Annotated in this window: 7 protein-coding genes; 3 read left to right on the forward strand and 4 right to left on the reverse strand. The window is 68.0% G+C overall.

Annotated elements, in window-relative coordinates; genetic code table 11:
* Positions 1-5: 5 nt before the first annotated feature.
* The 3 genes from FGL25_RS10830 (at position 6) to ku (ending at position 4,766) form a co-directional block, all read left to right on the forward strand.
* On the forward strand, positions 6-3,227 hold the full coding sequence (locus FGL25_RS10830; RefSeq protein WP_138141679.1) for an efflux RND transporter permease subunit: 3,222 nt from the start codon (positions 6-8) through the stop codon (positions 3,225-3,227).
* Entirely contained in the window at positions 3,224-3,841 is a 618-nt protein-coding gene (locus tag FGL25_RS10835; protein WP_167493335.1) for a cation transporter, read from the forward strand. The genes FGL25_RS10830 and FGL25_RS10835 overlap by 4 nt, the downstream gene beginning before the upstream one ends.
* A 91-nt stretch (positions 3,842-3,932) precedes the next feature.
* The gene (gene ku / locus FGL25_RS10840) at positions 3,933-4,766 is read left to right on the forward strand and encodes a non-homologous end joining protein Ku (RefSeq protein WP_112999382.1); all 834 of its coding nucleotides are present in this window, start codon (positions 3,933-3,935) and stop codon (positions 4,764-4,766) included.
* A gap of 3 nt (positions 4,767-4,769) precedes the next feature.
* Here the strand turns inward: ku and ligD are convergent, their stop codons facing one another.
* The 4 genes from ligD to FGL25_RS10860 form a co-directional block, all read right to left on the reverse strand.
* Entirely contained in the window at positions 4,770-7,301 is a 2,532-nt protein-coding gene (gene ligD / locus FGL25_RS10845; protein ID WP_138141680.1) for a DNA ligase D, read from the reverse strand.
* A gap of 51 nt (positions 7,302-7,352) precedes the next feature.
* Positions 7,353-9,032, reverse strand: a complete 1,680-nt coding sequence (locus FGL25_RS10850; protein WP_138141681.1) for an alkaline phosphatase D family protein — start codon at positions 9,030-9,032, stop codon at positions 7,353-7,355.
* An 11-nt stretch (positions 9,033-9,043) separates the two neighbouring features.
* Positions 9,044-11,602 carry a TonB-dependent receptor gene (locus FGL25_RS10855; protein WP_138141682.1) on the reverse strand — a complete coding sequence of 853 codons (2,559 nt, stop codon included), beginning with the start codon at positions 11,600-11,602 and terminating at the stop codon, positions 9,044-9,046.
* 197 nt (positions 11,603-11,799) lie between these two features.
* On the reverse strand, positions 11,800-14,034 hold the full coding sequence (locus FGL25_RS10860; protein WP_088411360.1) for a TonB-dependent receptor: 2,235 nt from the start codon (positions 14,032-14,034) through the stop codon (positions 11,800-11,802).
* Positions 14,035-14,120: the final 86 nt, after the last annotated feature.

A 14,120-nucleotide genomic window follows, 5' to 3' on the forward strand; every position in this document is an offset into this window, starting at 1 on the left:
CGATCATGTTCAAAGCGATCATCGAGGCGTCCGTCCGCTTCCGCTGGTTCATCGTCCTGGCCACGACCCTGGTCGCGGCCTGGGGGTTGTTCCAGCTGACCAAGCTGCCGATCGACGCCGTGCCCGACATCACCAACCGTCAGGTGCAGATCAACACCGTGGCCCCGGCCCTGGCCCCCGAACAGATGGAGCGTCAGGTCACCTACCCGCTGGAAACGGCGATGGCGGGCATTCCGGGAATCCAGAGCACCCGCTCCCTGACCCGCAACGGTTTCAGCCAGGTGACGGTCATCTTCAGCGACGCCACCGACATCTATTTCGCCCGCCAGCAGGTGGCAGAGCGGATGGCCCAGGCGCGTGAGAACCTGCCCGAGGGCGTCGAACCGGCCCTGTCGCCCATCACCACCGGCCTGGGCGAAGTCCTGATGTGGACGGTCGATCTCAAGCCTTTCGACGCCAAGACAGCGCGCGCAGGCCGACCCGGCTGGCAACCCGACGGCGCCTATCTGACGCCCGAGGGCGAGCGGCTGGACACGCCCCAGACGCGCGCCACCTATCTGCGCACCGTTCAGGACTGGATAATCGCGCCCCGGATGCGGACCGCCCCCGGTCTGGCGGGCGTCGACGTCAACGGCGGCTATGTGAAGGAATACGCCGTCCGTCCCGATCCGGCGCGGCTGGCGAGTTACGGCCTCAGCCTGAATGATCTGATCCAAGCGCTGGACCGCGCCAACACGCAAGCGGGCGCGGGCTATATCCAGCGCGCGGGCGAGGCCCTGACCGTTCGCACCGACGCCCTGGCCCAGACCGTCGAGGATCTGGCCCAGGCGCCCGTGGTCAACCGCAACGGCCTGGTCGTGCGGGTCGCCGATGTGGCGACGGTCGAGATCGGCCAGGCGCCGCGTCTGGGCGGGGCCAGTCGCGACGGCCATGAGGCGGTGATCGGCACGGCCCTGATGCTGGCGGGCGAGAACAGCCGCACCGTGGCCCAGGCTTCCGCCGAGCGGCTGGAGCAGATCAGCGCCAGCCTGCCGCCCGACATCGTGGCCGAGCCGGTGCTGAACCGCAGCGCCCTGGTCAATTCGACCATCAAGACGGTGGCCAAGAACCTGACCGAAGGGGCGCTGCTGGTCATCGTCGTGCTGTTCCTGCTGCTGGGGAACATCCGCGCGGCGACGATCACGGCCCTAATGATCCCGATCAGCTTCCTGTTCGCGGTTATCGGCATGAACCGCTTCGGCATCAGCGGAAACCTGATGAGCCTGGGGGCGCTGGACTTCGGCCTGCTGGTCGACGGCGCCGTGGTGGTGGTCGAGAACACCCTGCTGCGGCTGGGCCAGAAGCGCGCCGATCTAGGCCGCGCCCTGACCCGCCACGAACGTCTGGGCGTCGCCGCCGGCGCCGCCCGTCAGATGGTCAAGCCCGCCGCCTTCGGCCAGCTTATTATCCTTCTGGTCTTCACGCCCCTGCTGATGCTGGAAGGTGTCGAGGGCAAGACCTTCATCCCCATGGGCGCCACGGTCATGCTGGCCCTGGTCGGCGCCTTCATCTTCTCCTTCACCTTCGTCCCGGCCATGGCCGCCCTGCTGGTCAAGGAGCCCAAGACCGTCCACGTCGATGAGAACGGCGAAGCGGAGGAGCACGAGACCTTCCTGCTGCGCCACGCGCGTCGCTGGATCGAACCGGCCATCCGCGCCGCCGTTGCGCATCCGAAAACGGTGCTGGCCTCGGCCTTCGGGGCCCTGCTGATCGGCGCCCTGGCCTTCACCCTGCTGGGGCGCGAGTTCATCCCGACGCTGGACGAAGGCGACATCGCCATGCAGGCGCTGCGCGTGCCCTCCGCCTCGCTGGAGCAGTCGCTGGCCATGCAGATGGCGCTGGAGCGGGCCATCAAGGCCCAGCCCGAGGTGAAAACCATCTTCTCGCGCACCGGCACGGCCGAGGCGGCGGTGGACCCCATGCCGCCGAACATCTCGGACGCCGTCATCGTGCTGAAGAAGCGCAAGGAGTGGCCCGATCCGAAGCTGCCGAAGGAAGAGCTGATCGCCCGCATCGAAAAGGCCGCCTCGACCCAGCTAGGCAACAGTTTTGAGTTCAGCCAGCCGATTGAACTGCGCTTCAACGAACTGATCTCGGGCGTCCGCACCGATCTGGCGGTCATGGTCTATGGCGACGACTTCGCCCAGCTTCAGAAGACGGCCGATCAGGTGGCCAACGCCCTGCGCGACACGCCCGGCTCGGCCGACGTGCGGGTGGAGCAGGCGTCCGGCCTGCCGACCCTGACGGTCAGCGTCGACCGCTTCGCCGCCGCCAACTACGGCCTGTCGGCGGCCGACGTGTCCGAAGCCGTCTCAGCCGCCATCGGCGGCGCCGAGGCGGGTCAGATCTTCGAGGGCGACCGCCGCTTCGACGTGGTGGTCCGCCTGTCGGACGCGGAGCGTAACGATCCCGCCGCCCTGAACGCCCTGCCCGTCACCACGGCGAGCGGCGCAGCCATCCCCCTGTCCTCGGTCGCCCGCATTCAGGTGAAGGAGGGCCAGAACCAGATCAGCCGCAACGACGGCAGCCGCCGCATGGTGGTTCAGGCCAATGTGCGCGGCCGCGATCTGGGCGGCTTCGTCGCCGACGCCCAGAAGCAGGTCGATCAGCAGGTCCAGCTGCCCGCGGGCTATTCGCTCAAATGGGGCGGGCAATTCGAGAACCTGAAGCGGGCCGAGCAGAGGCTGGGCCTGGTCATCCCCGTGGTCTTCGTCCTTATCGGCATCCTGCTGTTCATGGCGCTGGGATCGTTCGCGGAGGCCGGGCTGGTGTTCGCCTGCGTGCCGCTGGCCCTGGTCGGCGGGGCGCTGTCGCTGTTGCTGAGGGGGATGCCCTTCTCGGTCTCGGCGGCGGTCGGCTTCATCGCCGTGTCGGGCGTCGCGACCCTGAACGGCCTGGTGCTGATGCAGGCCATCCGCGAGCGGTTGCAGGCGGGCCAGACGCCGCGTGACGCCGCCCTGCTCGGCGCCTTCAGTCGTCTAAGGGCGGTGCTGACCACGGCCCTGGTCGCCATCGTCGGCTTCATCCCCATGGCCATCGCCACCGGGGCCGGCGCCGAGGTGCAGAAACCCCTAGCGACAGTAGTCATCGGCGGCCTTCTGACGGCGACCGCCCTGACGCTGCTGGTGCTGCCGACCTTCGCGGCTAAGGCCGTCAAACACCGCAAGACGGAAGGAATAGAGGATTGAGCGGATCTCATCATGGAGAGGGGCTTCAGCGCCGCACGCTGCTGATCGTGCTGGTGCTGAACGTCCTACTGTTCGTCATGCTCGGACTCGGCGGCCTGTTCGCCGAGTCCAGCGCCCTGCTGGCCAACGCCGCCGACAACGGATCGGACGCCATCGTCTACCTGATCAGCTTCCTGGCGGTCGGGCGGGCGATGGCGTGGAAGCGCGGCGCCGCTCGGTTGTCAGGGATCATGCTGCTGGTCTTCGCGGCCGGGGTGCTGATCGACGTGGGGCGGCGCTGGATCGTCGGGACCGAGCCGGTCGGTTGGACCATGATGGGCCTGGCCGTCATCGCGGCGGTGGTGAACCTGATCTGCCTGATGCTGATCCGGCGTCAGGGCGGCGACGACGTCAACATGCGCGCAGCCGAGACCTTCAGCTTCAACGACTTCGCGTCGAATGGCGGCATCCTGATCGCCGGGGGTCTGGTCATGGCGCTGGATCAGGCGTGGCCGGACCTGGTGGTGGGGCTGATCGTAGCGGCTATCGCGGTGAAGGGCGGCGTCGACATCCTCAAGGACGCCCGTGAGAGTCGGCCCGTTTCGCAAGAAGCCGAGGCGAACGCCGAAACCTGAACCGTCGCGGGCAGCCGGGGAGCCCCCGCGCTTGCCCGCGATAGCGAACATATGTCGGCGCCGGGCATTTAGCCTGTCGAGGAGAACCGACATGGCCGCTCGCCCCACATGGCAAGGACACCTGAAGCTGTCGCTCGTCACCTGCCCGGTGGCGCTCTACACCGCGACGACCAGCGCCGCCGACGTGCGCTTTCACCTGATCAATCCGGACACCCACAACCGCATCCGCATGGTGCCGACCGACCCCGACGCCGGTCCGGTGGAGCGCAGCCATCTGGTGCGCGGCTATGAGGTGTCCAAGGACGAATACGTCCTGTTCGACGACGCCGATTTCGACAAGGTGCGGCTGGACAGCACCAAGACCATCGCCATCGACAAGTTCGTGGACGAGTCCGACATCGACCGCCTGTATTGGGACGATCCCTTCTTCGTCGTTCCCGAGAAGGGCGCGGGCGTCGAGGCCTTCGCCGTCATACGCGACGCCATGCAGAAGCAGGGCAAGGTCGCGCTGGGCCAGCTTGTCCTGCGCGGCAAGGAACGCCAGCTGGCGCTGGAGGTGCGCGGCAAGGGCCTGCTGGCCTACACCCTGCGCGCCCATGACGAGGTGCGCGACGCCGACGACTATTTCGACGACATTCCCAAGGTGAAGGCTGACGCCGACATGGTCGAGATCGCCGCCCGCATCATCGCCCAGAAGGAGGCAGACTTCGACCCGACCGCCTTCAAGGATCGCTACGACGACGCCCTGCGCGAGATGATCAAGGCCAAGACCAAGGGCGGCAAGGGCCTGGTCGACGTGGCCGAGCCGGACGACACCAACGTCATCGACCTGATGGCGGCGCTGAAGAACAGCCTGAAGGGTTCGGCCGGCGCCGCGCGCAAGCCGGCGTCCAAGAAACCCTCGCCGCGCAAGAAATCGGCCTGATCGTCACTCCATGCCCATCTTGCGCAGGGCGGGTCTCAGGCTGACGGCGGCGGCGCGGAAATCGGCCCAGGGATCGGGCCGCTCAAGCAATTCGGGCCAGACCCACAGATTGTAGTCCGCGGGCCTCAGTCCCGGCTTCACCTGATCCCACGACAGGGGAAAGGCGATCCCCGCCGCCGGCCGCGCACGCGGCGACCAGGGCGCCACGGCGGTCGCCATCCGGCCGTTGCGCAGATAGTCGATAAAGATCTTTCCGCCGCGCGCCTTCTTGGCCAGGGTGGTGGTGAAGCGGTCCGGCGCCTCGGCCTTGATCGCCTCGGACACGACCTTGGCGAAGGCCTTGTTCTGCTCCCAGGTCACGCGGGAACGCCCGTCGGCGCGGATCGGCGCGACCACATGAAGACCCTTGCCGCCCGTCGTCTTGACGAAGGGCTTGAGGCCCAGCGCCTCCAGCTTGGCCTTCACCACAAGAGAGGCCGCGATCACGTCGTCGAAGCCCAATCCCACGTCGGGGTCCAGGTCGAAGGTGATCTGCTCCGGCGTCTCGGGATCGCCCGGCTTGCAGCCCCAGGGATGCAATTCCAGCCCTCCCGACTGGGCGACGGCGGCCAGGCCGCCCACATCGACGACGGCGACATAGGGCGTGCGCGCCTTCACATCGATCAACTTCAGACGAGGGTTCGATCCGGTCATGGCGTGGCGCTGGAAGAAAATCTCGCCTTCGATGCCGTCCGGGGCGCGGATGATCGACGTGGGCCGGTCAGCCACATGGGGCAGCAGGCGCTCGGCCGCCGCCTCGTAATAGCGCGCCAAGTCGGCCTTGGTGATGGGCGGACGACCTTCGCTCGCCGGCCACAGCACCTTGTCAGGGCTGGAGATGACGACGCCCGCCACCATGACCTTGCCGCCCTTTTTCGACGTCGACGGCGACGCGGGCGGCTGGGGCGACTCGGTGACGTCCTCAGCGGTCTTGTCGTCGCGCAGGCCCTTGAAGGCCGCCTGCCGCAACGAACCTGACTCGGTGTAGCCGCCGTGCTCGATCTCGGCGACCAGCCTGGGTTTCACCCAGTGAACGTCCGGGCCGCCGTCGGGCGCGCCTGCGCCGGTGAAGGGGCTCTTGTCCGCCGCCTCGGCCTTCAACGCGGGGATCAGCAACCGCGTCGCCGCCTCGCCGAAGCCCGTCCCGACGCGCCCGAGGTATTTCAACCCGCCCTTCTCGCGCACCCCGACCAGCAACGACCGGAACCGACGGCCGCCCTCCGACGACCAGCCGCCGATGACGACCTCGTCGCGCCCCCGGCACTTCGACTTGACCCAGGTCGAGGACCGCCCGGCGTGATAGGGCGCGTCCAGCTTCTTGGAAATCACGCCCTCCAGATGCATCCGGCAGGCGCTTTCCAGCACCGCCTGCCCCGTCGAGGCGAAATGCTCGACGTAGCGAAGACGCCCTCCAGCCTTGGCGCCGAGGCGGTCGATATAGGCCTGCAATCGCGCCTTGCGGTGCGACAGCGGCAGCTTACGCAGATCCTCCGCCCCCTCGAACAGCAGGTCGAAGGCGAAATAGACCAGCCGCCCCGTCTCCCCCTCGGATATCGCCGCCTGCAGGGCGCTGAAGTCCGGCATGTCATCCTCGTCCAAGGCGCACAGTTCACCGTCGATCACCGCATCGGGCCAACCGGCCGCATCCGCCGCCAGCTCCGGGAAGCGATCGGTCCAGTCCAGGCCCTTGCGGGTCCGCAGCACCGCCTGACCGTTGCCGACCCCGATCTGCAGCCGATAGCCGTCGAACTTGATCTCATGCGCCCAACCGGCGGCCGAGGGCGGGTGGTCCACCGCCTTGCACAGCTGGATCGGCACGAAGGCGTGAGGCCGCTTCGCTTTGGACGCCGCCTTGGACGGCGCGGGTTTCGGCGGCGCCTTGCGGCGGGTCGGCTTGGAGGATGTCCATTGCGTGTCCCCCTCGGCGATCTGGGCCAGGGAGCGGCCGGTCGTCACCGAGGCGTCGATCTCGGCCAGGGCGTCGCCCTCGCCGGCGACGGCGTGCTCGTCCTTCTCCTTCAGCAGCAGCCAGTTGTTGCGCTTGGACGGCTTGCCCCGGTCGCTCTTCAGCCGGATCAGCGCCCATTTGCCCTTCAGCCGCTCGCCGTGAAGGATCATCTTGATCTGGCCGCGCGCCCAGGCGGCCTCCAGGTCCGGCTCCTGCGGCTCCCAGGTTCCGGCATCCCACAGCTGCACCGTGCCCGCGCCGTAGTTGCCCGCCGGGATCGTCCCTTCAAAGTCGCCGTAGTCCAGCGGATGGTCCTCGACCTCGACCGCCAGGCGTTTGACCGACGGGTCGCGCGACGGGGCCTTGGTCACGGCCCAGGACTTCAGCACCCCGTCCGCCTCGATACGGAAGTCGTAGTGCAGCCGCGTCGCCGCATGGCGCTGGATGACGAAGCGCCGCGCGCCGTCTCCGGCCCGCTTGGCGCCCTTGGGTTCCGGCGTCTGCTCGAAACGCCGCTTGGCCTGATAGGTCTTCAGTTCGCCGCGCATGGGCGATTAATCCGCCTGCGAGGAAACCGTTGCGCGGGGAGCCGGTCGCGATCAGACGCCCGTGATCGTCCCATCGGCGCGGTTCACGCCGACCCGCTTCAACGTCGTGACCTCGAACGGCTTGGCGAAGATGGTCGAGACCTGCATCAGGGACGCCTCAGCCCGGTCCTCGGTCAGGGTCAAAAGGATGAAGCCCTTGGCCGACTGGTCGCAGAAGCGCACCTCGTCATTGGCCTGCATCAGCGCCGCGCCCAGGGGGAAGCCGCCGATGGCGTCGCCGATCGAGGGACTGGAGACCGCGCTGGTCCCGAACTCTACCGCCCGGCGCGCCCCGCCGGCGTCCTTCAGCTCATTGACCCAGAAGGCGTGGCTGTCCCCGGCCAGGACGATGGGCTGCACCCCCGCCTCGGCGAAGGCGGCGTAGAGACGCTCGCGCCCGGCCGGATAACCGTCCCAGGCGTCGAGGTTGAACGGCAGGCCCATCTTGAACAGGAACAGGGCCTGTTCGAACTGGTCGCGATAGGCTTCGGGGATTTGGGCCATCAGGCCCTGGACCTGGGCCTCGGTCAGGGTGCGCGACACGTCGGGACCGGCCACGCGCGCCATGACGACCTGATTGCCCAGCACCTGCCACGGACGGCCCTTGGCCTTGGAGGCCGCCAGTTCGCGCTTCAGCCAGTCGCGCTGCTGCGGTCCCATCAGGTCGCGGGCGGGGTCGTTCAGCTTGGCGCGGAAGGCGTCCAGGTCCAGCACCGGCTCGCCGTCCGGGCCGTCCTTGGCGGTCAGATCCCTGTCATAGGCCAGCGGTTCGGTGCGGCCGGTCAGGCGGGTCTCGACCATCATCAAGCTGGCCAGATCGCCGAAGTGGAAGCTGCGGTGGATCGCCTCCTTCAGCGCGCCGGGCGCGGCCTCGCGGATCGGCATCCACTCATAATAGGCCTTCAGCGCCGCCGCCTTGCGTTGGGCGAAGTCGCCTTCGGTCTCGGGCTGATGGTTCTCGGCGCCGTGCAGCCAGGCGTCGTTGGCCGTTTCGTGATCGTCCCAGACGCAGATGAAGGGCGCGCGGGCATGGGCGGCCTGAAGGTCGGCGTCGCGCTTGTACTGGGCGTGGCGCAGCCGATAGTCGGCCAGGGAGACGATCTCGTGCGCCGGTTCGGGCACGCGACCCAGCTTCGGCCCCGTCGCCATGCCATAGGCGTCGGAATCCGCCCCGTATTCGTAGATGTAGTCGCCGAGATGAACCACGGCGTCGAGGGTCGGCAGGGCGGCGATCGCCTCATAGGCGTTGAACAGGCCGCCGGGGTGCAGCTGGCACGACACCACCGCCAGATTGACCGGCGCGACGCCCTCCGCCGCCAGAGTGCGGGTGCGGCCCATGGGCGAGCGCGTCTCGCCCACGGCGAAGTCGTAGCGATAGTCGCGGCCGGGGCGCAGGCCCGCCGCGTCGACCTTGACCGTATAGTCGCGCTCAGGCCCCGCCTCGAACCGGCCCGAGGCGACGACCCGGTCGCCCTCCCCGTCCAGCACGCGCCAGGCGACCGAGACCGGCCCGACATGACCGTCCGCCGGGGTGACGCGCGTCCACAGGATCACCCGGTCGGTCGCCGGATCGCCCGAGGCCACGCCGTGGGCGAAGACGACGGCGACAGCTTCGCCCGTCGGGACCGTGGCGCAGCCCGCCGCCGCGCCCGCGCCGAACAGGCCCAGAAGGCCGCGACGGTTCATGGTCATGGCTCTGGTCCTCAGTACCGCAGGGCGAAGGCGACGCCGTAGCTGGCGCCCCGCCCGGCGATGAAGGTCGGCAAGCCCAGCGCATCGCCGGTGTTGCCCGCGTCCTTGATGTATTCCTCGTCCAGGATGTTGTCGCCGAAGGCCTCGACGCCCCAGTTCCCCGACGACGGGGCGTAGCGCACCCGCAGGTTCAGCAGGCCGTAGCCGTCCTGGTACTCGTCCTGCACGGTGTCGGCGACGAAGTTGCCGGTCTGCAGCTCCGGGCGGTCGTTGTCGTCATCGAAGAAGACCTTGGACTGCCAGGTGTAGGTCGGCTGGACCTCGATGGTCCCGGTCTCGACCGGCAGGCGCCAGGTCGCACCGATGGAGGCCATGTGGTCCGGCGACAGGCGGAAGCGGTTGCCGTCGCGCGCGCCTCCGTCGAAGCGCGAACGGTTGTAGCCGTAGGTGCCGAACAGATCGAAGGTCGGCGTCGCCGCGAAGGCGACCTGGCCCTCAAACCCATAGGCGTTGGCCTTGCCCGCATTGACGGTGACGAAGCGGGTGCCGTCCTGCTCGGTCGTCTGGAAGTTGTCGTAGGCGTAGTGGAACACCGCCCCGTCCAGACGCAGGCGGCGATCCATCAGCGCTGTCTTGTAGCCGACCTCGAAGCTGTCGACGGTCTCGGCGGGGATGACTTCAAAGGTCGGGGCGCCCAGCGGAACGGACGGGCCGCGCACCTCCAGCACCTCAGGGCGACGGCCGCGCGCATAGTTGGCGTAGAGGCTGGCGTCGTCCGACAGGGCGTAGCGCGCCGTCAGACGCCAGGTGAAGCCGTCGTCCTCGTGATCCGCCTGAATCAGGTCGCCGTTACCAGCAGTCGGCTGGGCGGTCAGGGCGAACAACGGCAGACCCGAAGCTGCGGGCAGATTGGCCGCGCCCGGCGTCGCCAGGCCCGTCAGGATGGCCGTGATCTGCTGCTGCAGGCGCTGAGCGCCGGCCAGGTCGCCGGCCTGGGCCAGGCGTTGCGCCTGCACGCCGAGCGTCTGCACCGCCACCAGGCCGCCGGCGATGGAGCGGCCGTTGAGCACCGCCGCCGAATAACCCGTCGTCTTGTCGTCGCGCGTCCAGCGCACCCCGCCCGAGAACTCCAGACGATCGGTCGCCTTGAAAGTCAGGTCGCCGAACAGATCATAGGAGGTCAGGTCGGCCCGGTTGGTCGCCGTCTCGATGTGGGCGGGCTTCAGATTGCCGACGATGCCGGGGATCAGCGGATGCGCCGCAGCGGGCAGCATGGACTGAAGAATGCCGCCCATCAGCAACGGCGTCGGCGCGGCGTAGACCATCTTCAATCGCTGGTCGCCCAGCGGCGTCGCCAGTTGCAGCAGAGCCAGACGCTCGTCGAACTGGGTCGGCATCCGCTGGAAGCCTTCCTCGCTGAAATAGCCGGCACCGACGAAGCCCGAGAAGCGGCCGCCGTTGTCGAAGTTCAGTCGGAACTCCTGGCTCCACTGTTCGCCATAGGCGTGCTCGGCCGCCGTCAGCAGCGGCAGCGACGTGCCGTCCGGATCGAACACCTCGGTCGAGTCGAACTGGCGATAGGCCGTGGTCGAGTTCAGCGTCAGCGACGGCGACAGATCCCACTTCACCAGGCCCGTCACGCCCCAGACCTCGCGATCCAGCCCAAGGCCGACGCCCCCGTCGAAATCGGCGCCCGGCGTCAGGGCCGCGCCGTCCCACGGCGCACGCCCGCCCAGGGAGGCGCCCGTCCTCGGGTCGAACGGATCATAGGCGATCGACTTGAACGAGGTGCCGCTGGCCGAATCCGTCTGATAGTTGGCGATCAGATCGGCGCGCAGATTGTCGGTCGGCGCCCAGGCGCCCGACAGGCGCAGCGCCTTGGTCTCGATCGAGTTGTAATCCTCGCCGCCCAGCAGGTTCTCGACCGTGCCGCCGCGCGTCTTCATCCGCGCCGCCAGGCGCAGGGCGCCGGTCTCGCCGACGGGCGCATTCACGAAACCCTCGACCGCGCGATAGTCCAGGTCGCCCGCCTCGATGCGGGCGCCGGCGTCGAACTGGCCCGGACGGGCGCGGTTCTGCACCAGATTGACCGCGCCGATCAGGGCGCCGCGGCCGTAAAGGGTCGACTGCGGCCCCTTGGCCACCTCGATCCGCTCCATGTCGAACAGTTCGACATAGGAGCCGCGCGACTTGGAGATCGACACCCCGTCCTGGAACACCGACACGCGCGGCTCGGCGGTGGCGGCGCCCGAGTCCGAAGTGATGCCGCGCATCACGAAGCCCGGATTGTTCGGCGACTGGTTCTGCACCAGGAAGCCCGGCACGAAGGCCGACAACTGGTCGAACTCCTGCACGCCCAGGTTTTCCAGGAAGTCGCCGCTATAGGCCGTCAGGGCGAAGGGCACCTCGATCGGATCCTGGGCGCGCAGCTGGGCTGTCACCACGATGTCGTCCACGGCGGTCGTCGTCTCGCCCGGCGAAACGCTTTGAGCATGGGCGGCGCCCGCCGCCATCAGGCCCGCGACGGCGGCGCCCGCCAGAAATCCACGCTTGAGGCTGATCGGCTTCATGGTCTTACCCCCTGAGAAAGCAGGGCAGACCTAAAGACGCTGAATGTCGCGGGCGCGACGCGGCGGTCACGGGCGAATGAAGCTGCAACGGCGGATGCGCGAAATTTCCTCGCCCTACGGCGTATCTTTCGGACCCGCGCCAGGATGACAAAAAGCCCCCGCAGCCGGCGCTGCGGGGGCTTTCGTGTCGGTCGCTCTTAGAAGCGGGCGGTCACGCTCAGCGTCACCGTGCGCGGCGGGCCGTAGAAGCCGATGACCGAGTCCCCGGTAATGGCGCCGGGGAAGTTGTAGCCGCCGGCGCGATAGCGTTCGTCGCCCAGGTTGCGGCCCGCCAGACTGACGCGATAACGCGCGTCGGGCGAGGTCCACATCAGGGTGGCGTCATACAGCCAGTAAGATCCCTGATCGAGCAGCGGGATCGGCGTCTCGAACATCTGGGTCGCCCCACGATAAGCGGCGGTCGGCGTGAAGATCACCGAGCCGCGATCACCCAGGTCGAAGCTGTACGGCAGCGCGAGGCTGGCGGTCCAATCCGGCGTGTTCTGGAAATGGCGCTGATCGGCCATGTTCTCGCGCTTGCCGGTATCCGGGTTCAGGGTGACGAAGTCGTTGAACTTGGCGTCCAGATAACCCAGCGTCAGGCGCGGGATGAAGCTGTCGGTGATCCGCGCGCTGGCCTCCAGCTCCCAGCCCCAGATCTCGCTGGACCCGGCGTTGTCGACATAGCTGACGACCGAAGTGGGCGGGATGAAGAACTGCGAGGTGATCTGCTGGTCGGTGTATTCCGACTTGAACAGGGCCGTGGCGAAATTGATGCGGCGATCCAGCAGCGAGCCCTTCAGACCGATCTCATAGGTGTCGACCAGTTCGGGCTGATAGCCGTTGACCGTCTCGGGATAGAGGCTGGCGTCGCCGCGCATGTCGAAGCCGCCCGACTTGAAGCCTCGCCCGTAAGAGGCGTAGCCCGTCAGTTCCGGCGTGAACTTGTAGCTGGCGCTGACCCGCGGCGTGAACTCCGAATAGGTGTCCGAGTTGGTGTAGTCGGTCGAGGGCGGACCAGCCGGAATGGCGCTACTGTTGCCGAAGAAGGGGCTCTTGATGCCCAGATAGTTCTGGCGCAGCTGATCGACGCTCTTCTTGTCGCGGGTCCAGCGACCGCCGACCGACAGCGACAGCTGGTCCGTCACATCGTAGCTGAAGTCGGCGAAGACGGCGAAGCTCTCGGTGTCGACCTTGCCGCCCGTGAAAGTCGTCAGGCCCGCCGGCAGCCCAGGCCCCATGCTGGGATAAAGGCCGATGACGGTGTCGAAGGCGCCCTCGGCCGAGGCGTCCATGTAGAAGACGCCCGCCACGCCCTGCCAGCGTTCGCCCTGGAACAGCAGCTGGAATTCCTGGGTGAACTGGCTGTCGGCGTAGTAGCCGGGGATGTCGAGGATCGGCTGCGGCAGGCCGTCGAAGTCGATGCCGTCGCCCTTGGTGTCGCCGTCACGCCAGGCCGTGACCGACTTCAGCGTCACCGCGTCGTTGACGTTCCACTCGCCGGTCAGCGACAGGCCGCGCGTACGCACATAGCCGTCGTCGCCGATGCCCGCGCGGGTGTCATAGACGTCATCCGTCGTCGGCGCCTTCAGACGATAGCCGTGGCGGGCGTTGGACTCGTCCTCGGTGATGTCGCCCGCCAGACGGAAGAACAGATTGTCGCGCGGCGTCCACTCGACGCTCAACCGGCCCGCCGTGACGTCCTTGTTGTAGTGCTCGGCCCCCGTGTTCAGGTTCGTGCCGTAGCCGTCGCGGGTGTAGCGCGCGATCGCGCCGCCGATGCGCAGGGTCTCGGTGATCGGCGCCGAACCCGAAGCGATCAGATCGACCTGATTATAGCTGCCGTAGGCGCCCTTCAGCGTCAGCTCCGGGTCCGGGCCCAGGCGCTTGGTGACGTATTTGATCGCCCCGCCGATGGTGTTGCGGCCGTAGAGGGTGCCCTGCGGCCCGCGCAGGACTTCCAGCCGCTCGATGTCGAAGATGTCCAGCACCGCGCCCTGCGGACGGGCCACATAGATGTCGTCGACATAGAGGCCGACGCCCGGCTCGAAGCCCCACAGCGGATCCTGCTGGCCGACGCCGCGAATGAAGGTCGTCAGGGTCGAATTGGTGCCGCGCGCCACCTGAACCGTGGCGTTCGGCGTCTGCGCCTGCAAGGTGGTGATATCCGCCGCGCCGGTCTGTTCCAGGCGTTCGCTGGTGACGGCGGTGACGGCGACCGGCACGTCCTTGAGGCTTTCCTCGCGGCGGCGCGCGGTGACGACGACGTCGTCCACGTTCGAGGCCTGCTCGGTCTCCGCCGCCTGCTGGGCCAAGGTCGGCGCCGCGCACAGCGAGGCGGTGATGAAGGCGCTGGTCATCAGCGCCAGACGCAACTGTCCTGTCGATCGCATTCTCGTTTCCTCTCCACGCGCGGTCGTTTGCTCGCCGCTGATCTGTGTTGCAGCGACGGTGATCCGCGAACGGCCTCGCTGTCAAC

Origin of the sequence: Brevundimonas vancanneytii, from assembly GCF_901421975.1 — a bacterium.
GTDB classification, from domain to species: Bacteria; Pseudomonadota; Alphaproteobacteria; order Caulobacterales; family Caulobacteraceae; genus Brevundimonas; species Brevundimonas diminuta.

Bases quoted from the DNA above. Each gene is read 5' to 3' on its own strand.
- FGL25_RS10860 (WP_088411360.1), bottom strand. From the start codon at position 14,034: ATGCGATCGACAGGACAGTTGCGTCTGGCGCTGATGACCAGCGCCTTC.
- FGL25_RS10855 (WP_138141682.1), bottom strand. From the start codon at position 11,602: ATGAAGCCGATCAGCCTCAAGCGTGGATTTCTGGCGGGCGCCGCCGTC.
- ku (WP_112999382.1), top strand. From the start codon at position 3,933: ATGGCCGCTCGCCCCACATGGCAAGGACACCTGAAGCTGTCGCTCGTC.
- FGL25_RS10830 (WP_138141679.1), top strand. From the start codon at position 6: ATGTTCAAAGCGATCATCGAGGCGTCCGTCCGCTTCCGCTGGTTCATC.
- FGL25_RS10850 (WP_138141681.1), bottom strand. From the start codon at position 9,032: ATGACCATGAACCGTCGCGGCCTTCTGGGCCTGTTCGGCGCGGGCGCG.
- ligD (WP_138141680.1), bottom strand. From the start codon at position 7,301: ATGCGCGGCGAACTGAAGACCTATCAGGCCAAGCGGCGTTTCGAGCAG.